13 protein-coding genes are annotated in these 18,864 nt (G+C 53.4%); 6 read left to right on the top strand and 7 right to left on the bottom strand.

The annotated features are described in order from the left end of the window. Positions 1–313 precede the first annotated feature (313 nt). Positions 314–934, top strand: coding sequence for an L-threonylcarbamoyladenylate synthase (locus HJG54_RS06790; protein ID WP_316434090.1), 621 nt, complete (start codon positions 314–316; stop codon positions 932–934). Positions 935–949: 15 nt separating this feature from the next. Here the strand turns inward: HJG54_RS06790 and HJG54_RS06785 are convergent, their stop codons facing one another. From HJG54_RS06785 to HJG54_RS06765, 5 genes are all read right to left on the bottom strand, one after another. Continuing rightward, positions 950–1,321, bottom strand: a complete 372-nt coding sequence (locus tag HJG54_RS06785) for a DUF1818 family protein (RefSeq protein WP_316434089.1) — start codon at positions 1,319–1,321, stop codon at positions 950–952. Beyond that, the gene (locus HJG54_RS06780) at positions 1,321–1,923 is read right to left on the bottom strand and encodes a hypothetical protein (protein WP_316434087.1); all 603 of its coding nucleotides are present in this window, start codon (positions 1,921–1,923) and stop codon (positions 1,321–1,323) included. Before HJG54_RS06780 ends, HJG54_RS06785 begins: the two co-directional genes overlap by 1 nt. A 35-nt stretch (positions 1,924–1,958) precedes the next feature. Beyond that, the gene (locus HJG54_RS06775) at positions 1,959–2,186 is read right to left on the bottom strand and encodes a DNA-directed RNA polymerase subunit omega (RefSeq protein ID WP_036008479.1); all 228 of its coding nucleotides are present in this window, start codon (positions 2,184–2,186) and stop codon (positions 1,959–1,961) included. 134 nt (positions 2,187–2,320) lie between these two features. Beyond that, positions 2,321–2,950, bottom strand: a complete 630-nt coding sequence (gene dps / locus HJG54_RS06770; RefSeq protein ID WP_316434085.1) for a DNA starvation/stationary phase protection protein Dps — start codon at positions 2,948–2,950, stop codon at positions 2,321–2,323. A 290-nt stretch (positions 2,951–3,240) separates the two neighbouring features. Next, positions 3,241–3,474: a hypothetical protein gene (locus tag HJG54_RS06765; RefSeq protein WP_036003098.1), complete on the bottom strand. Its 234-nt coding sequence runs from the start codon at positions 3,472–3,474 to the stop codon at positions 3,241–3,243. Positions 3,475–3,661: 187 nt separating this feature from the next. On the opposite strand from HJG54_RS06765, the gene HJG54_RS06760 reads away from it, so the two are divergent. From HJG54_RS06760 to argJ, 5 genes are all read left to right on the top strand, one after another. Next, positions 3,662–5,833 (top strand): NAD(P)/FAD-dependent oxidoreductase, encoded by a 2,172-nt coding sequence (locus tag HJG54_RS06760; RefSeq protein WP_316434084.1) that lies wholly within the window; start codon positions 3,662–3,664, stop codon positions 5,831–5,833. 29 nt (positions 5,834–5,862) lie between these two features. Next, entirely contained in the window at positions 5,863–6,429 is a 567-nt protein-coding gene (locus tag HJG54_RS06755; RefSeq protein WP_316434083.1) for a Uma2 family endonuclease, read from the top strand. Between the two features lie 209 nt (positions 6,430–6,638). Continuing rightward, positions 6,639–6,836, top strand: coding sequence for a hypothetical protein (locus HJG54_RS06750; protein ID WP_316434081.1), 198 nt, complete (start codon positions 6,639–6,641; stop codon positions 6,834–6,836). A gap of 264 nt (positions 6,837–7,100) precedes the next feature. Further along, on the top strand, positions 7,101–7,583 hold the full coding sequence (locus tag HJG54_RS06745) for a peptidylprolyl isomerase (protein WP_316434079.1): 483 nt from the start codon (positions 7,101–7,103) through the stop codon (positions 7,581–7,583). Positions 7,584–7,666: 83 nt separating this feature from the next. Further along, complete coding sequence (argJ, locus tag HJG54_RS06740) at positions 7,667–8,908, top strand: bifunctional ornithine acetyltransferase/N-acetylglutamate synthase (RefSeq protein ID WP_316434078.1); 1,242 nt, start codon at positions 7,667–7,669, stop codon at positions 8,906–8,908. A 16-nt stretch (positions 8,909–8,924) separates the two neighbouring features. Here argJ and HJG54_RS06735 read toward each other — a convergent pair whose 3' ends face one another. Continuing rightward, the gene (locus HJG54_RS06735) at positions 8,925–9,434 is read right to left on the bottom strand and encodes a hypothetical protein (protein ID WP_316434076.1); all 510 of its coding nucleotides are present in this window, start codon (positions 9,432–9,434) and stop codon (positions 8,925–8,927) included. Positions 9,435–9,501: 67 nt separating this feature from the next. After that, positions 9,502–18,849: a LamG domain-containing protein gene (locus HJG54_RS06730; protein ID WP_316434075.1), complete on the bottom strand. Its 9,348-nt coding sequence runs from the start codon at positions 18,847–18,849 to the stop codon at positions 9,502–9,504. Between the last annotated feature and the right edge of the window lie 15 nt (positions 18,850–18,864).

Genomic DNA, 18,864 nt, shown 5'->3' with positions numbered 1-18,864 from the left:
ATCAACCAAACAGCCCCTGATAAAATAAAGCTCTAATCCCATTCCCCTTGAGTCAAGCTACAGATTGCACCATTTAACAGATTGCGGTAAGCAGCTTTCATCATTCAGAACATCCCTGCCTCCGGCAACGCGATCCGCAGAAGCAAGCGACAAAACTACGTGCTATGCCTAACGGCAGGCTATCGCCAACTGCACAGGCTCCACCACCAAAACACTGCTACTGCCTACGGCAACGCTGCGCGACACGCAGAAGCAAGCTACAAAACTCAAAACTCAAAACTCAAAACTCAAAACTGATAAACCCCCACCTCCCATGCCCCCCATTCCCCTCAACCAATTTGTCACCGCCGCCCGTTCCGGCGAGGCCCTGATCAGCTTTCCTACCGACACCGTCCCGGCCCTAGCCGCCCGCCCGGATGCTGCTGGCCTGATCTATGCGGCCAAACAGCGCAGCGAAACCAAACCCTTGATTCTCATGGCTGCCGAGGCTACTGATTTGTGGGATTATGTGCAAGGCAGCGAGGCTGAATTCGCCGTCTGGCAAACCGTGGCTGCTCGTCACTGGCCGGGTGCCCTGACGCTGGTGTTGCCCGCCAGCCCGCGTTTACCAAAAGCCATGAACCCTACCGATCCCACCACAATCGGGATTCGGGTTCCCAATCATCCGATTGCCCGTCACATCTTGGCCCTAACCCAACCTCTAGCAACCACTAGCGTCAATCGCTCTGGCGAACCGCCCTTGCTGACTATGGCCGAAATCAACGCCCAATTTCCTGAGGTGCTGACCCTGCACCCGGATGAATTAGCCGCTCTGGAGCGCAAATATGGGACTCAGCTCAATCAGCTCACCAGCTCTGGGTTGCCGTCTACAGTGGCAAAATGGACCGGCACCGGGTGGCAGATTCTGCGGCAGGGCGAGGTGCGGCTAGAGTGAATTTGCGTCTAGTCTTCAAAACACCTTCAGCATCTGAGCCGCCTGCACCAAACCGGGCACGCTGGCTTCTGACCATTCGGCTTCGGCTCGGCGTCCGTTGAGCAGAATCAATCGCAACCGATAGGCATGGGAAAATCCTTCTGCCTCCATCCAAATCAAATCGCTCTCGGCTTCGCAGCTAATCCGCTCTTCATCCATCAGCTCGGACTGCATTTGCTGCATGGTCTGGCTGAGTTGTAACGCCAAGCGACAGAAATCGTCGAGTTCGGCTTCGGTGAGTTCGATTGCCCATGCATCAGTGCCCACCAAACCGCGAAATTCTGTGGCATTTGGGTCCCAACCTAACCGCCAGCCACTTCCTGATTTCAGTTGACGCACTTTCTCCATCAGGGCTGCAAAAGTTGGGCATCGCCGGGTTGGGGTTGGCGGGGGAAGCGGGAGGGAGGGGAGGGGGAAGGAGAAGATGAGGGAGCGGGGGAAGGTGGGGGAGATGAGGGTTCGGGTTCGGGGTTGGGGTTGAATAGGCTAACTAGGGCATTCACGAGAGCGGCGCGTTGGGCACGGTTTAGGCTTTGGATGGCGGCCTTATCACCTTCCATTGGATTGGTTCGCAGGGCAGTGCCGCTGGGATAGGTGGCGGGTTCCATGCGCTCGTTGGCATCCAGATAGTCGGCCAGGGTCAGCTTCCAGTCGAGGCGATAGCTGGTGGGCCGGCCTTTGGTGTAAACGTGATAGCGAATCAGGCGGCTGATTAACGTATTGTTGGTCGAAACTTCGCCGGTTTCGGTGTTGACGTACTGATTTTCTAGAGGCAGATCCGGAATCTGCTGATAAACCTGCTGCCAGATGTCTTCAATCCGAACTCGTTGGGCCACCGCCGCAGGAGGGTGGATTGGTGGCAGATCCGGCAGGATGGCAAAACAAACCAACAGCCCCGCTCTGATCAAGGCAATAGCGCAAAACCGACCGCATCGACGCAGGGCTGGCATAACGGCAACTCAGCGACTCACCAACGACTCACCAACTACTCACCAATAATTTCCGGCTGGGTCAGCTCATCTGACATCTCGATAATGGCACGGATCACCGGCTTCATTTTAGGGTCGTCGATGTTGTCGAATTCCTCATAGCGACGGCGCTGCGCCCTTGCGGCTACCAGTACTGTAATTTTGTAGCGGTTAGAGGCAGCATTGATCAACTCCTCGGCCCGACGCATGAGTTGGCTTGTGTCCAGAGTAGAGCGCTTTATCATCATAAATTTAATGCGGATAGTGAATCCAATTCCCACAGCAACCGAACTGTTCCAGTGTACCAAGCTTCTGAAACAGTCGCCGGAAATCGACAGGGTTTCGCTTCCTTTGCCGTCAATTACTCAACTGATGCGCCTTATTTAGCTTTGGTTTTCTTCGCTTTTACCGCGCTCGTTTTGCCGGTGGCTGCCGTTTTGGCTGCACTCTTAGAGGTTGCTTTAGCAGCTCCTTTGCCACTGCCATTGATCGACACGGGTTCGATCGAGGTGTGCAGATGGGCTTCCAGGAACCAGAGTCGTTTGTCAATGCCGCGCGAAATTTCGGTGTAGAGGTCGGCGGTATCGGCATCGCCCAAGTCATCGGTAGCATCGATATTGTCCCGCAGGGATTTGGCGTAGGCGGCATAGCGGTCTGCCAGGGCAGTGACATGGTCTTTGCCGTCCAAGATATCAAGCGGATATTCCGGCAATTCAGACTGGCTGGCTGCAACGCGAGCGGTTCCCATTGCCACACCGCCCAAGGCTGTCACCCGTTCAGCCACCATATCGATGTATTCTTCCAACTCGGATGCTAGCTCATCGAATAGCTCATGAAGCTGGTAGAAATCCATGCCTTTGACATTCCAATGGGCTTGCTTCACTTGAGTTTTTAGATCTAATGTGGAAGCCAGTGTTTGGTTTAATATCGCAACGACCTGCGAGCGAACGTTAGCAGGCATATCTATGCGGGTATCGCTCAGAAGTTGACTGCGACCATTGCTACCCATATACCACCTTCCTAGGGGAATCCAATCACAACATCAATTAGTCCCCACCATAGTCGAAAATGGCGAGCATGGAGCAGTTTAATTCAATTTTGTAAGAATACCGTAACAAATTCGATAGACAGCTACAGGCATGTTGCCTGTCCGGGGCTGTTTTAATCCTGATGGGGCAAACGCCATTTTGCCAGGAAAACGTTGCAGATCGCGTTAATGACTAATACGAACCCCTACCGAACCCTTATCGAATTCTATACAGAGTCACCAACCTAGTCACCAACCAGGTTCAAATTGAACTAGGGCAGGGTTTGCCAAGCTTGGGCCACAATATCACTCAGCCAGCGGCGGGAATCTCGATCCAGTAAGCGGTCATCCGCCAGCACTTCCGCAGTCAGGTCGTCTAAGGTTTGCCCCTTGGAGCGAGCAACTTGAACGACACCCGCAATGGCTGCCGCGATCAACTCTTCATTTACTGGCTTTTGCCGTAAGTCAACTATTTCTTGGGGACTGACCGGGATGGGATAATGCATTGCTAACTATAGAAGTAGAACAAGAACATGAGTCTGAAAAAGCGTCTGGCAAAAATGAGAACCCTGTAAATGTTTTTTAAGAAAACAGCGTATTCGGAAGTGTAGCGCAAAACTTGCTGCTGTCAACCCCGCTTTTACAGGAAATTTATCGAAACAAAAAGATTTATCGGAGATAAAAATTTTGGTGATGAAAGAGCTGCTTTACATAGAAATCCCCACACCCGATACGGCTGCCGTTCAAGCTTGGCTGCAACAGCAATTCGTACCGCCAATTTCGACAAATTTGGCTGCAAAGTATAGCACACCTGACGGATTTAAGCTAGTGTTTTTGCCAATTTCTTCCAATTCTGGGACTCCTGACAACAATGCGGTGCCTCCGGAGTTGGTTGTGTTTACCTGGTCGGTGCAGCGGACCACCTATCTAAAAGCCTTTCGCTGGGCCGATCGACCGTTGCCCCAGGAGGCTGAAATTCTCCAGCAGTTAACCCAAGACCTGCGGCAGCAGTTTCCCCAACGCTACCCGGAGCCACCAGCTATCGATCTGTCGCAGAGTTCAATCTTTGCAGCCCTAGCACCCTACTATCCCAAAACCGTCCACTACTTCAGCAAAATGTCAGATGGGGAAGCCCATCTGACCCGCGCCTACTGGTGGGAACAGCGGTGGCGAGAGGGAGTCTGCAATCCGCAGCAGCCGAAGCAGGTGGTGTTCAGACAGAAGGAACAGGGCTTCGACGTGAGCGCACTGCCCCCATGGGGCCAGAAAAATCAGCCGAACGGGAGCAAGGGAACGGGGGAGTCGTCCCAGCCTCTTGGTCCGTTTGATCTGATTTATATCGGCGGCGCGTTGGGCGTGATCCATGCGGCAGTGATGGCGCGATTGGGCTACCGGGTGCTGCTGATGGAGCGCTTACCGTTTGGGCGAATGAATCGGGAATGGAATATTTCGCGAGCCGAGTTTCAAGGCTTGATTGATTTGGGGTTGTTTACGCCTGCCGAGTTTGAAAGCTTGATTGCCTGCGAATATAAAGACGGATTTCATAAGTTTTTTGATGCCAATAACCCACCTCAGGCCAAAGCCCCCATCCTGCACACCCCTACTGTACTGAATGTGGCGATCGATGCCGAGAAGCTGCTGAAGCTGTGCGGTGAAAAACTGCGGGCGGCGGGCGGCGAAATTTGGGATGAGACCGAATTTGTCCGGGCTGAGGTGGGCGAGGCACAGGTGACGGTTTTGGCGAACTATTTGCCCACCCAGACAGCTAAATCCGTCCAAGGTCGCCTGCTAGTCGATGCGATGGGAACCGCTTCCCCGATTGCTTGGCAGCTCAATGGCGGACGGGCCTTTGATAGCGTTTGCCCCACGGTGGGCGCGGTGATTGATGGCGGCTTTGCAGCGGGCGTTTGGGACTCAGACTATGGCGATGTGCTCAACAGCCATGGGGATATTTCGCGGGGTCGTCAGTTGATTTGGGAGCTGTTTCCGGGCCGCGGCAATGAGTTAACGTTTTATCTATTTCACTACCATCAGGTGCATCCTCAGAATCCTGGCTCTCTCCTGGAAATGTACGAAGATTTCTTCACGATTCTGCCGGAATACCGCCGCTGTGACCCGGAACATCTGGTCTGGAAGAAACCAACCTTTGGCTACATTCCCGGCCATTTCAGCATTAAAGGCAATGACCGGCAGGTCGCATTTGACCGGCTGGTCGCAATTGGCGATGCAGCCTCGCTTCAGTCGCCGCTGGTGTTTACTGGCTTTGGTTCCCTGGTGCGCAACCTACCGCGTCTCACCGATTTGCTGGATACGGCCCTGCGCCATGACCTGCTCAAAGCCGAGCACCTGAATCAAATCCGCGCCTTTCAAAGCAATATTGCCGTTACCTGGCTGTTCTCGAAGGGCATGATGGTGCCGACGGGCAAGTTCCTGCCGCCAGAGCGGGTGAACGCCATGCTCAACACCTTTTTTGGCATCTTGGCTAGCGAACCGCCTGAAGTAGCCGACCAGTTTGTCAAAGACCGGGCCGGTTGGGTGCCGTTTAACCGCATGGCGCTGAAAGCCGCGTGGCGCAATCCGGCCCTGCTGCTGTGGATCTGGGAACTGGCGGGACCCAAAGATCTGCTGCGCTGGTTGGGCAGCTATGTCAATTTCACCCTCACGGCTCTGGTGAGCTGGTTGCTGAGCTGGCTACCCGGTTTCGCTCGCTCGATTCAACCCTGGCTAGAACCCCGCTATCCGGCCCTGTGGCTCTGGCTACTGGCCCAAAGCTATGCCGTCACCTATGGAGTCGGTAAACCTCGGCCCGATCTGATGCCCAAACTCGGCAAGTCGCCCAGCATCAAAACACCGATTCCGTCTTGATCCGCTTGATGCCACAGGAAGGAGGACCCATGACCGGCGCTGTGAATTTCCCGACGCTGACTCTCGAAGAGTTCCTCAAGCGGCCAGAAACTAAGCCTGCTAGTGAATTTGTAGAGGGCCGCATTGAACAGAGGCCCATGCCTCAAGGAAAACACTCGCGCTTGCAATGGAAATTTTGTGATGCGGTCAATGCTGTTGCCGAAGCAGCCCAAATCGCAATGGCTTTTCCAGAACTGCGCTGTACATTTGGAAATAGATCAATCGTGCCGGATGCGGCTGTGTTTGTTTGGGAACGGATTCCCTTTGATGCCGCCGGAGAAATCGCCAATACCTTTGCCCAACCGCCTGACTGGACAGTAGAGATTCTTTCGCCAGAGCAGAAAACCACCAGAGTGATTCGCAATATTTTGCACTGCCTCAACTACGGTGCTCAGTTGGGCTGGATGATTGACCCAGACGAACGGATAATTCTGGTCTTTCGTCCTGCTCAGCTTCCAACCGAATTCAGGGAAGACGAAGTTTTACCCGTTTTACCTGGTGTGGACTTGGTTCTCACGGTCAACAATGTATTCAACTGGCTAAAGGGGCAACGTTAGCAAGAGTGCCAGACGCGGAACCCATTGCTGGCGACGAATGGTGAGTCTGCGCCCAAATCAGACCCATCAAAATTGACTACCTCGACTCCGATCCCAAAATCTTCTGTAAATTTTTGTGTTTAAGGTCATTTTGTAAATTTGGATACAGAATTTTCGTGTATAGTTATTCTTAGAGAGAAATTTGCGACCCTATCACACGGAGAAAACCTATGTCTACCCAAGAGCAAGCTCGCGCCTTAATGATGCGCCACCACCAGATGATCAAGAATCGGCAGCAATCGATGCTGAGTCGGGCCGCTGCAGAGGTGGGACTAGATGGAGATGTGGAGTACCACAATCGGATTCAGGGCAAGTTTCCAGCCAATGTCCAGGCGGACTATGACCGCAGCCATGCTTCTCCTAGCTAGGCTGAACTGCTCAATTAGCAGCAAACTTTTTAATCTCAGTAGATCGAAAATGGGCCAGATTGCATCGTCCTGCTTGGGTTAAACAATCACGCATTCAAGTCACGAACTTCCATGACGCTCCATGCACAGAACGCTCTCCGCTGCGAGAGCGTTTTTTAATGGCTACTCCTGACCGGTTTCCGTGACCAGAAGCAGGAAGATTAGCGTAAACTAGGCTTCACGTCTGTTGAAGTACGTTAGTTGAATTGCAATTCAGGAGTGAGTATGATCCGCGCCATCATGGAGACCGACAAGGGCACGATTCACCTAGAGCTAGACGAAGAAAAAGCTCCTGCCACCGTGCAGAACTTCATTGAACTGTCTAAAAGCGGTTTCTACAACAACCTGACCTTCCATCGGGTAGAACCAGGGTTTGTGATTCAGGGCGGCGATCCGCGTGGCAACGGCACGGGTGGATCCAACAAACGGATTCCGCTAGAGATTTGGGCCGAAGGAGCACCGGAACCAACCGTCGGGCGTCCGCTCAATCCGGGCCAGAAACCGATGATCAAGCACGATGCGGCAGGCGTGATTTCGATGGCTCGCACCTCTGACCCCAACAGCGCTACCAGTCAGTTCTTTATCACCCTCGATGCCACCCCATTTCTGGACGGCCAGTATGCCGCCTTTGGCAAAACAGAAGATATTACCGTGGTTCAAGCCATCCGGATTGGCGACAAAATCCTATCGGTAACCATTGAAGAATAAAGGCAGCATTTGTTTTAAAAATCCAGACAGGACAAAAACAACACGGATTGGGTGAATCAAGCTATTGCAAAAGAGGTGAAAGAATGGCAGATTGGCAGGAGATTACGGGCGGGGTCACGGCCCCCAAAGGCTATCGGGCAGCGGGGATTGCGGCTGGTCTTAAACCATCGGGTGCACCCGATCTAGCGCTGATTGTGTCCGATGTGGATGCGATTGCAGCGGGTGTATTCACCACCAGTCAAGTGAAGGCAGCCTGTGTAGATTACTGTCGCCAACGCTTGCAAGCCAAATCGGTTGCGCGTGCCATTCTCTGTAATGCTGGACAGGCAAATGCGGCAACCGGAGCACAGGGCTGGGCCGATGCCAATGAAAGCGCCGAACTGCTGGCCCGCGAGCTGGGCATTTCTCCAGAGTTGGTGTTGGTGGCTTCAACGGGTGTGATCGGGCAGCGCATCAAGATGGACCAACTGCGGACGGGCATTCCCCAACTGGTCGCCGCTGCTTCTCCAACCGGCTCCGATGCTGCCGCCAAAGCGATCATTACCACCGATCTCGTCACCAAGTCCTTTGCGCTAGAAACCACAATGGATGGTCGCCCGGTGCGGATTGGTGGGATTTGTAAAGGTTCCGGCATGATCCATCCCAACATGGCGACGATGCTGGCCTTTGTCACCTGCGATGCGGCCATTTCCCCCCACCTCTGGCAGCAAATGGTGAGTCGTGCGGCTGATAAAAGCTTTAACCAAATCACTGTTGATGGTGATACCAGCACCAACGATTCGCTGATTGCGCTTGCCAATGGGGAATCCCGCACGCCGGCCATTACCGAACCCGGTCCAGAGGCCGACAAGCTGGAAGCGATGTTGACCGAGGTTTGTATGGGGATGGCAAAGGCAATTGCCCGCGATGGAGAAGGAGCGACCTGTCTGCTAGAAATCCGCGTTTCTGGCACGAGTGATGATGCCGCGGCACGTCAAATCGCCCGCACAATTGCGGGTTCTGCTCTGTTTAAGGCTGCCGTGTTTGGACGAGATCCAAACTGGGGCCGCATTGCGGCGGCAGCAGGACGGGCGGGAGTCCCGTTTGATCAGGAAAACCTGCGAGTGCAGTTGGGTGACTTTGTGCTGATGGAAAATGGACAGCCTTTGCCCTTTGATCGGGCGGCAGCTAGCCGCTACATGAAGCAGGCAGCGGCAGGAGAGTACCTGAAATCGGATACGGTGCGGGTTTCAGTCAGCGTCGGCAATGGCTCTGGAACCGGTGCAGCATGGGGCTGTGATCTGAGCTATGACTACGTCAAGATCAACGCTGAGTATACGACGTAGTGTTAGGCAGGTAATGTTAGGCAATCTCTTTGTAGTCGTAGGTCTCAGGCTCTGTGACTCCAGCTTTAATCTGTGGGCGGACGACAAGAGACATCATCCAAATGTAGAGAGCCGCTCTCAGTAACTCTGGGATCTGGCGCAGCCAATCGGTGGCTCTCAGTTGGAACAGCAGCTGTGGTTGATTGCCTAGCGCACCAAGCTGGCGATGGATCGGCAGCTGAATGAAGACAGTGGAGAGAAACGCCCATAGGGCCAGTGCAATTGCCAATACCAGCATCCAGCGTTTGAGCACCCGGGGACAGAACCAGAGAACGACAACTGCTAGCGCCAATTCAATCACCCGGGGCAACAACAAGACTCGGAGTGCTCCGCTGGTCATCACCCGATGATAGGCTGGAAAACTTTCAGCACTGATGAATTCCCAGGCGGGATAGTTGACAAATGCCTGACTAATATGCGCTCCAGTTTGGAAGCAAACCACAGCAAACAGAAGCACAAATAGGAATCGTCTCGTTGTTTCGTTCATTTGCCTTGATGAGCGAATCTTGCTGGATCTAAGCAGTTGCACCAGGAACAGCTCAGTGAATGAGCCATTAGAAGGATAGTTTACAGTCTGTTGAACCAGTTTGGGTGATCTTTTGAACTCCGTATCTAACGTTGTGCTGGGGGCGTTTAGTATCGATCCAGCGGAAGAGGGCACGCCGTCTAACGACCTCCGTTTTGAGATCATTCGGGTTCACCAAATCTACACGGTTGGGTATGACCCCCCAAGCGAAGCGAACACATTCCACTGACCCATCCAGATTCTGCCGCAGGAGGCCGTAGGCAGCATTGGGCACTGGCTGCACTGGGTTTGCCACGATGTTGACCGCTAGGACCAAGAGATGGCTGAGTTGCGTTGCGTCCTCATCTTGAAAAAGTTGCAGCGTCAGTTGGAGGATGTCGTTTGGTTGCAGAACCGCGGAGGCAACGGGCGTAGTTCCCCGATCGCTTTGGGTCAACTGAGATAGGGAAAGCTGATAAACCACGCCGGTATTCAGGTTAGTTGGCGAACCGCTGGGAAGGGACAACAACGCCTCGACGCCTTCTCGAATGCGTTTAATCTGCAACGTTCGGGCTGGAAACACAGCATCGATTTGTCCAAGATTGGACGCTGGACTCGCTTCTGTATCTGCCCAGTCGTAACGCCAAGTCAGCAGGCTGTCGGGATTGTATTCTCTGCGATCGGTGGCAAGCCGCAGGCTGATCAATTGGGTCAATCCCCCTGGGCTAGGGACAGTAACTTGGGTAGAACTGTGAGCTGTAGGAGAAGCGAGCTGACGATTATATTCAGGGTCTTCAAACTGAAGAAACTGAGGTTTGAGCGGCAGGGGGAGGGTGCGGTCGCTGGTCAACCTCAAAGCAAACGAAAGGGATTGTTGGAATCCATCGTCTAAACCATTTGTGTCAGGTTTTGGCCTAACGCGAGCTTGAATCGAGAGCGGAGAGCCAGCCGCCAGCAGCGCTAACTGATCTTTTAAGGCTGGCAGATTGCTTATCCTGAATTCCAGTTCCCAGTTCAGGCGAGTCACGATAGTTTGTACGAGTTCTTCCTGGACCGCCGGGCTGAGTCTGCTATTCTGGACTGTTCTGATTTCTTCGCTGTTGACTCCGGCTAGTTCCCTGAATGTGTCTTCCAGAAGCTGCTTTAAATGTGCCGGGATCAAGTCCTGTGACGGAATATTAGCCTTATCAATGATTTTAACTCCCTTGGCATCGAAGATGCGCACCTGATAAGTGGGAGCGGTTGATGTTGAATTCGGTGATTGGACTAAGTTCACTGAAGCTTGACCGGTTTGGGGTATATCTTCGCTGTTTTTCCAAAGTTTGAGGTCGTATGGAATGAAAATGAAGGTAAAGGTTTGGTTCCCAACCAGCGCAGACATTTCGCTGACCTCCCAGTCTACAAGCGGAGTTGGTTGAGTTCCGGCTCCGCGATAGCTGGATAATTTGAACTTCAGGTATCCATCCCAGTTGGCAGGAATTGCACCACTGCTAGGCTCTGTCAGCCGCAGCCGCAACCCGCGAGCGGGTTTGTTCTGAATTAAATCTGCTGCAAGGAAGGCTTCATCGGCGGGAGAAGCTTCACCCCATACGGTTTCCGTAGGATGGAAGTAGCTGGCCCAGGGCTGTAGCGCCAAGGAGCCTGGACGACCTTGTTCAGGGTTAGGAGGCAGAGGTACCGGACGGGGCATGCGGTGCTGTACAGGAACACTGCCTGAGACAAAGACAGAATGATTTGAGAAATTTTCAGCAGAATTTTGTAAAGAATCTGGCGTTGTGCCGACAGGATTGAGATCACCTTGACGCAAGAGTTGATTGCGAAGGTTGAAGAAAACACCAGGGCGATCGCCGATCAGCAAATAGCGCATCATGCTGGGTAAAACGGCCTGCCAATGATTCTCAGCCTTAGACTTTACCACAGTCTTCTGATCAACTGTTTCTGTCCTGATTGCGAAAGTTTCTGTCATATCAATAGCCGGCAGTTGGGGTTTCAGGGCAGTGGGGAGCAGGCTGCTGATAGCTCTGGCTCTGAACAGATCGGGAAGTCCTGCGGTTACTCCATTCGCGTTGGTACGGTACTGCACGGTATATTGGGGAGCCTGCCACCAGAGAGTGTGATTGCTCGTGGCATCTAACCTACCCGTTACTCCTTGCGCCGCATGGCGAACGCTGACCCTTAAGCTGCTGAGTCCCCACGGCCATGCTCCCTGGCCCGGTCTTTCCGTCAAGTAGATGGGTTGCACTCCAATGGTTTGGGGTGGCGCTAACTCAAACGGTTGGATGGTTTGGGACGGCGCTAACTCAGACGGCTGGAGCTGGGGCGGTAAGCTAGTGCCTCCCCATTGGCCTTCACTAAACCGCAACTGGGGTAGCTGGGATCGCAGTTGGAACACGCGCTTTAGAGGCAGTTCGGTGATAGCCAGGTCGCTGATAATTTGATAGCTGTAGCTTGTGACAATGGGTGCAGCAAATGGATCGGTCTCGCCAGCTAAGCGGCGAATCTCGCGGAACCGCAGCACCGCCACCGGCGATTCTGGACAGAGCCGCGCGTGAATCTCTTTAGCCCAGTCAATACTGGTTTGCAAGAGTTCTTCTGGAGTTGATGAGCTAGGTACCTCCCAAAGGTGACTGGTGATGGGACGCAAGGTTTTGGTGGCCTGGTTGAGACACAACAGCTCTGCCGAAACTAGCGATGGGGTGTAATCTTTAGCGGCGGGCTGAAACATCAATCCTAGATAAGGGCTGATCGCAAGGCTTTGAGCCTGAAGTTGGGCTGATGGGGGTGCAGTGGTTAGCAGCGTAGCAGCCGCATAACGGCTCAGGGTTACAGGGGCTTGGGCAAGTTGACTAGTGGCTATTTGCAATCCTGAAGCTGCCCAGACTACATGACCCTGGGAGAACTGCGACTGCACCTCAGCGACCGTTAAGGCCCGACTGTAGATTGCCACCCCATAGTATTTCCCCAGCCAGGGGCTATTGCTCAAAATCTCATTACCTAAACCAAGGCGGAAAGTCTGGTCAGAATTTTGGCCGCGATAAACCGGGAAGAGACCATTCAAAAGCGTATTGCTGGCTCGCTCTTGCCCATCAATGTACACCTTCATCAGTCCATTGGATTGACGGGTAAACACGATATGGGACAGTCCCGCCTTTGCAGACCCAGGATCTGTGGCGATCGGGGCTGTGCGGTCGAGGGGGGTGCCAGCGGCAGCGCGAGTGCCATCCGAGTGGGTGGTGCTATCTGTGCGGAGTCGAACGCTAAATAGATCACCGCCCGATTGATTGTCCCTTCCGCCCTGGGCTAGGGTGAAATAGCGATTGTTGGGGTCATTGGACAGGGTGACAATCGGCGCTAGCCTGGTGGCCATGGTTTGATTTGCATCTAGCTCAAGCCACACTTCGATTGTCAGTTCCTGCGTAGACCTACAGGCATTGATCAGTTTGGTGGCTGGTCGATTGGCGATGAGAATGCTCGAACGCAGCAGCCTCAAGCCGTCCCCTTCCCATCGCCAAGGGGGTTCCTGACCGCCAGAGCGTTCCATGAGGTCGAGGTCGAGTGGTTCACCCACACCAGACCGGTCCATCACCCTGCTGCCAGAACCGCCCTGAAATAGGTAAAGCACTTGAAGGTCTGCGGGCAACGCGCCCTCCTGAGGCAGAGCAAGAATTGGCAGCCCAGCACGGCGCAGCGGCTCTGTTTTAATCGCTTGAGCTGGTTCTGGTGGCTGGGAGCCAGAGGGGTTGGTTGGAAGTGGGGGAACAGCCTGTCGGTAGCTGGCAATATTTTGCTTGAGCGCTGCCAAGCGGCTGAGGCGGGCCGGAGAGTTGGGTTGGGCCGCAATCACGCTTTGGAGGCGTTCGGCAGGAGGTTCAGCTACAGGATGTTGTAGGCGGAACCAACTTTCTTGCAGGGCTAGGGGATCCAATCTGGCCCAGGTTCGACCAGTGGCTGTATCGACGTTGGAGATCGCCAGTCGGATCGGGGTGCCATCGCTCGTGGTGGGCTGCCAGGTGGTCAGCATCAGAGCTAGCTTGGCGGGTTCTGGATGGCGCTTGAGGCATAGAATTGGGTCAACCTGGAGCGGTGAGCTTACCTGGGGCTGGCTTGAGGATTGGTCTAGCCCATCGCTGCCAGGTAACTGCAAACGACCCAAACAAGGCAGGGTGAGCAACAGCCAGTCGGGGTGAATTGGGTCGGAGGAGCTGTAGTGGTCGGGGCTACTGAGGATCCCAAGCTGCGCTCCATTTGGAAGAAACTGGAGTGTCGTGGGGCTGAGGGTGGTCAACGGCGTTTGGTTCAACCAGAAGTGACCGCTGGCTTCGACCAGCAAGAGAGAAGGAGACTGCTTGAGGAGTTGCTCTAACTCTTTGATCAGAGCTTGCCGAAACACTGGATCAAAAAAGCCAGAACCGCTCTTGTCAATTCCAGTGGCTGGGTCAGGTGTGGAGATGGCATGCAGTTTTTCCAATTGTGCTTTGAAGTTTGCTAGCGTGAGCCAGCGAACAGGTTGCGTCACGGTCCAGCGGCGATCGGTCTTAATCTCGGTCTTAATCTTCGCAGTTTCCAATGGGTTTGACGACGGCTGAAGCTCGACATCAATCAGCTCGACATCGATCAGCTGATGTTCCACAACCGCTAAAAACTCCCAAGCCGCATTGGTAGCCAAATGGAAGATGGTGTCACGGTTGAGGCTGCGGTTTTGGGTCATTTGCTCTAGGGGCAGCCTGTGCTGATTCAGCAAAATCCGCAGAGTATGGCGGCGGTGCTTTAGGCTTCGCTGCTCAAGAGGTTTTGGCAATGAGGGGAGCAGAACCGTGGTTGTAGGAGCCTGGGGATCGAGCTTGAGTTCCTCTGGCCACGAGATCAAGTTTTTGATTTCGAGCATGCCGTTGAAAATCAGAGTTTCCTGCCAAACCAACACAGGTTCCGATTGGCTGCGCTCAGTTGGCTTAATTTGCAGATCAGCCGTATAGCTACAGGTTAAATCTCCAGCCGATGAGCCGAAAACCTGGGTAATGCTAGCAGTTGGCTTGAGGGTAGCTTGGTTTGGTGCATCAGTTTGCAAAAACTCTCCCCATTTGCAAGACAATAGAGCCTCAACAAACGCAGAGGTTAATGTTAGCAGCGGTATGTCACTCTCATCGGTGGACGATTCCGGCTGCTTGGAGGATCGTAAGTCGAACGTTAGCGCCACGAATCCGGGCAATGAGGGCTTGCCATCTGGCTCTGTATCCAGCGTTATTCCAGGCAGCAGTTGAGGTGCATTCGTCACAGATGCTGTTTCCCAGTGAAACTGAAACGCCTGATGGTTTGTGGTCAATTGGTGATTAGCGACCGTAAGCGGTATCACACCCAAAAGATGCCCAGCTTGCCAGATTGGATCTGCCGGTTTTCCGTCTTTCAGAATTGGAAACTGGACTTTTGCTTCAAAGCTATTGCGATTAGAATCGGTAGAGCCTAATTGAATGTCCAGGTCTAGTTCAACGGTATGGTTTCTTGTTTGAAGATTGATTTCAAGCGTTAATAATTTAGGTAAGAGATATAAGGCTTGATCGGATACTGGAATTGAATATTTGTGGGAGCGATTTGTTTGTCCCTGAGAAGTCTGTTCTTGGGGAAATCGTAAAACAGGTCCTTCCAAATTATCCTCTGGCTTTAGTGGAACGCTCCAGAGATAATCAAACAACACAAATTTGAGAAACGCATCTTTAATTTCAATGAAAGGGCCACTGTCATCTTGCTGCAACGCTATCGTGCGCCATACCAACATAGGAGCATCAAACGCTTCACCCTGGTTTAAAGCTAAAGGCCATTCGCCTTCTGCGCCTTCTGAAGCCGCGTTCTGATCGCCAGTGAGACCGACAAGTGTGACTGCCTTTAAACTCAGATCTTGATTGCCACCTTCGACAGAAAATTCTAGCCGCACAGCGTTGCTAAAATCCTCTAGCTCTTTAATGTCTCTCAGAGGAAGCTGCAATCGCCCAATCATAACCACTCGTTCTGGTTTTCCCTGGCGCAACTCTACCTGTTCCAGAGTGAGGGGATAAAAATGCAGACCGAACAGCGGCAGATAGGAGAGTGATGTGTTCTTAGAAGGAGATGTGTTCTTAGAAGGATCGCCTTTAGAAGGATTCGGAGCCGCTAGCCGCCACTCATACCCCGACAGAAAGTCAAAATCACGCGACCGTGCCTCCGGATCATTCACATCCTGAACGTAGGGAGACAGACGCGCCTGTCTCAAAAATTGCCCTGTTTCCGATTGGGTTGCCTGAGCTAGCCGCAGCGGTAAATCGCGGAACCACATCTGCCACTGCTGATTTCCGACCTGCAAGCTAATCGGTTTAGCTGTGGTGGTCAGGGCATAGGCAAGTTCCTGCTCAGCGGTCTCATAAAACACGACTGGTGTTTGTAGCCACAATTCATCCTGATCCATCTGAGTCAGCCCCCGCACTAGCCCCCGCTGATCGTGCAGCCACAATTCATCCTGATCCATCTGAGTCAGCCCCCGCACTAGCCCCCGCTGATCGTGCAGTCCCTGGGGCGTGAGTTTGGCGGCTAAACTACCGGCAGTGACGACAAAGGTATCGCTGTCATGCGGTGCTGAATTCTCAAGCCGGGTGAGCTGCCTACCACTAACAGAAAACTGTCCAGAAATTCCCTCTAGAGCTGAATTGTCCTTCAGTTCAAGAGTGGAACCATTTGCCAAACTTAAATGGCCCGGATAGTTCTCCAGCTGAAAGGTGGGTTGTACGGACCAAACATAGGGTTCAATCAGGTGGCGCAGATCTGGCTTGCCCTGTTCGTTGGTGGAATCATTCAGATCAAGAGCCAGCGTGCCATCCGCACTAGATAGACTGGCTCGTTCACTCAGCCGTTGCCAGTGGGTTGCGTAGGTGTCGCGGATGAGAGGGTACGGTGGTTCAGGGGGGGGCGATTCGGGCAGGGGTGATACAAATTTTGGGCTTTGGGGCGGTTCAGGAAGCTGGGCAAAGGCATTAATCTCGTCGGTATAGGGCAGATCGAAGCGATACTGGCAGACCAATTCCTGGTTGGACTGAGAAGGGACTAGCTGTAGTCCTGGCAATGAGAGCGCAACCAGCGGTAAGTCCGGCTGTGATTTCCACTCGGTTGCTGGAGCAAGTGCGTCTCTGTTAGCATCAGCCAAGCGAAGCCACATCGTTGACCCGGTGGCTGTAAACTGTAGACCTTGCGGCAGAGTCGAATTGGCTTGAAGGAATGGTATTTCGTAGGGCACCAGTTGACGGCTTGAACTGGGATAATTGGCAGGGGACTGCAACTGAGTTAACGGCAATGCCTGAATCATGGGCAGACGAGCATGGCGTTGCCAGATCAGGGGTTGTTGATCAAGGAATCCTCTGGACAAGAATTTCTGCTGCATTTGCTCGTATACCGTAGATCCACCAAATTTTGCGACTGGCCGTTGATCGAGACGATAATTGAGTTGCCAATTGGCTAGTTCGGCAGATGGCTGAACGCGGGAAGAGGCAGGACGAGCTTTCAATTGTAAGTTCTGGACGGCCATCAGCATCGGCGACGGGAACAGATCGCGATCGGGTCGAGCAGTTCTCAACGCAAAGGATCGCAACCCATCGACCCAGTTGTCTAGATCAGGGATAGCGTCAATAATGCGGGGAGCCTGAGTACTGAGCCAAAGCAGCCCATTAAAAATGGTTGTGGGGTTTTCAAGGTCAAGCTTGATCTCTCGCAGCACCCAGCTGTTATTGGTTTGGGCGTTGGTCTGGGCATTAGGACGGCCATATTTCCAGTTGCCATGGATGCGTTCGGCGTCCGTTAAGGTCAGATTCCACGGCTGCTCATCGAGATAGGTGGATAAAACAGTCTCATTGCCCAGAGCAACTGCACCTTGAAGCAACGATTGAGTAGCTTCAGAGGATGCGGCAGCCCCATCCAAATCGAGATCCAGATAGAGTTGTTCGGTCAGGTTGAGAAAGGGCAGATGCGCCCAACCGTTTTGGAGCGGCATAAATCCCCAAAGCAGCCAGGGGTTGATGGTGCCATTCTGCTGATCATCTGAATCAGAGCCTTGCTGCGCTGCGGTTGCTTGGGGCGGTTTAGAAATGGTTATGTCATCTAAGGCATAATCCGATTCAGGTCGTCCCTGAATTTTGCGTAGAAACTGTGGAACTTCAACTGGGCTGAAGGCGGTTCTTAACTCAGTGGCGCTGAAGAACTCTTCGCTTTGAGTACCCGTTTCGGATTCGGTAACTTGATAGGTGTAGCTGAGTCGATCGATCTCTGGCGCAGAAGAGGCAGTGGCGATTGATTCAGGTTGGGTGTCGAAGTTGATGGTGAGGCTATCGCTGTTGCCATCGATCTCAACCCAAGCCGGAGCAATTCGAGCCAGCGAATCGGGCGGGTTCTGCCCATCGTAGGGCGGTCGGTCGCTAACCAACAGGCTGAATTCATCGGGTTCAAACCGCAGCTTTGGGAGCGCATTCTCTGATCGAAATAACCAGAAGAGGTCGGGCACCTGATTAGGAGTAGTGAGTTCGAGCGTAACCCACTGAGGAAGCTGATCTGCTCTAACTTGCTTGTTGAGAGGATGGTTTGGGTTGAGATAGCCACTAAGCTGATTCCAGGCTGATACCCAGCTCGTTACCTCTTCCTGAGTCAAGCGGTTCTTCTCAGGCCGTAGCCGCAGGATTGGGTGATTGTACCTTTGCGGAAAATCTTGAGTCAGCAGAAAAGGCGCTGCAATCTGATCAGCCTGCCAGGGTAACTGCACCTGACCATAGAGCGATACCCCACTGCCGTGAACACTCACTTGACTGAGCAGGCGACTGGGTTGAACTGTGGTTCGGTCATTGCCGTGCCGCTGTTCAAACGCCGCTACCGCAAGCTGAAGAGATAACTTGGCGTACAGGTGCTCGACTGCTTGCCCCTGGGCCTCAAGCCCGCCCAGACCCAGAAAAATTTCCCCTGCTAAACAGGTCAGCGAGGTTGGGAAATACGGCATGGGTTGTCTTTGGGGAAACTGAGTGGGCCAGCCGTCTGGGTCTGCCTGCACCAGCAGCAGAGAACATTGACCTGTGGTGATTAGCTCTCTTAGCTGCGTCTGCGATTGCTCGTTCAGTGGAGGCACTGGCAAATGCTCTGACCGCCGCCACTCATAGCCTGAGCCGGGTTGATTACCGAGTTGAATGGTGACCTGCCGCACTACCCCAAGCACAATCATCGTGCCGGGTAACAGACTGGTGGATTGGCCGAGGCGGTCGCGGGCGGTGAGGTCAACAAACAGGGTGCGAAATGCCCAGTCTTGCTCTGGGTTGGCCAATTTCAAAATATCGACTTTGGCCGACCACATTGGCCCTGTGATGGTGACGTTGTGCATAGCAGTGTCGGGAATGCGGGGCATGGCAAACTCCTTGAG

The organism is Leptolyngbya sp. NK1-12, assembly GCF_032598965.1.
Lineage (GTDB): Bacteria > Cyanobacteriota > Cyanobacteriia > Elainellales > Elainellaceae > Elainella.
Note: the sequence above shows the minus strand (reverse complement) of the source record. Positions and strands in the feature narration are given on the sequence as shown.

Excerpts from the sequence above, each read along its gene's own strand:
- HJG54_RS06790 (WP_316434090.1), top strand. The coding sequence starts at position 314 with ATGCCCCCCATTCCCCTCAACCAATTTGTCACCGCCGCCCGTTCCGGC.
- HJG54_RS06785 (WP_316434089.1), bottom strand. The coding sequence starts at position 1,321 with ATGGAGAAAGTGCGTCAACTGAAATCAGGAAGTGGCTGGCGGTTAGGT.
- HJG54_RS06780 (WP_316434087.1), bottom strand. The coding sequence starts at position 1,923 with ATGCCAGCCCTGCGTCGATGCGGTCGGTTTTGCGCTATTGCCTTGATC.
- HJG54_RS06775 (WP_036008479.1), bottom strand. The coding sequence starts at position 2,186 with ATGATAAAGCGCTCTACTCTGGACACAAGCCAACTCATGCGTCGGGCC.
- dps (WP_316434085.1), bottom strand. The coding sequence starts at position 2,950 with ATGGGTAGCAATGGTCGCAGTCAACTTCTGAGCGATACCCGCATAGAT.
- HJG54_RS06765 (WP_036003098.1), bottom strand. The coding sequence starts at position 3,474 with ATGCATTATCCCATCCCGGTCAGTCCCCAAGAAATAGTTGACTTACGG.
- HJG54_RS06760 (WP_316434084.1), top strand. The coding sequence starts at position 3,662 with ATGAAAGAGCTGCTTTACATAGAAATCCCCACACCCGATACGGCTGCC.
- HJG54_RS06755 (WP_316434083.1), top strand. The coding sequence starts at position 5,863 with ATGACCGGCGCTGTGAATTTCCCGACGCTGACTCTCGAAGAGTTCCTC.
- HJG54_RS06750 (WP_316434081.1), top strand. The coding sequence starts at position 6,639 with ATGTCTACCCAAGAGCAAGCTCGCGCCTTAATGATGCGCCACCACCAG.
- HJG54_RS06745 (WP_316434079.1), top strand. The coding sequence starts at position 7,101 with ATGATCCGCGCCATCATGGAGACCGACAAGGGCACGATTCACCTAGAG.
- argJ (WP_316434078.1), top strand. The coding sequence starts at position 7,667 with ATGGCAGATTGGCAGGAGATTACGGGCGGGGTCACGGCCCCCAAAGGC.
- HJG54_RS06735 (WP_316434076.1), bottom strand. The coding sequence starts at position 9,434 with ATGAACGAAACAACGAGACGATTCCTATTTGTGCTTCTGTTTGCTGTG.
- HJG54_RS06730 (WP_316434075.1), bottom strand. The coding sequence starts at position 18,849 with ATGCCCCGCATTCCCGACACTGCTATGCACAACGTCACCATCACAGGG.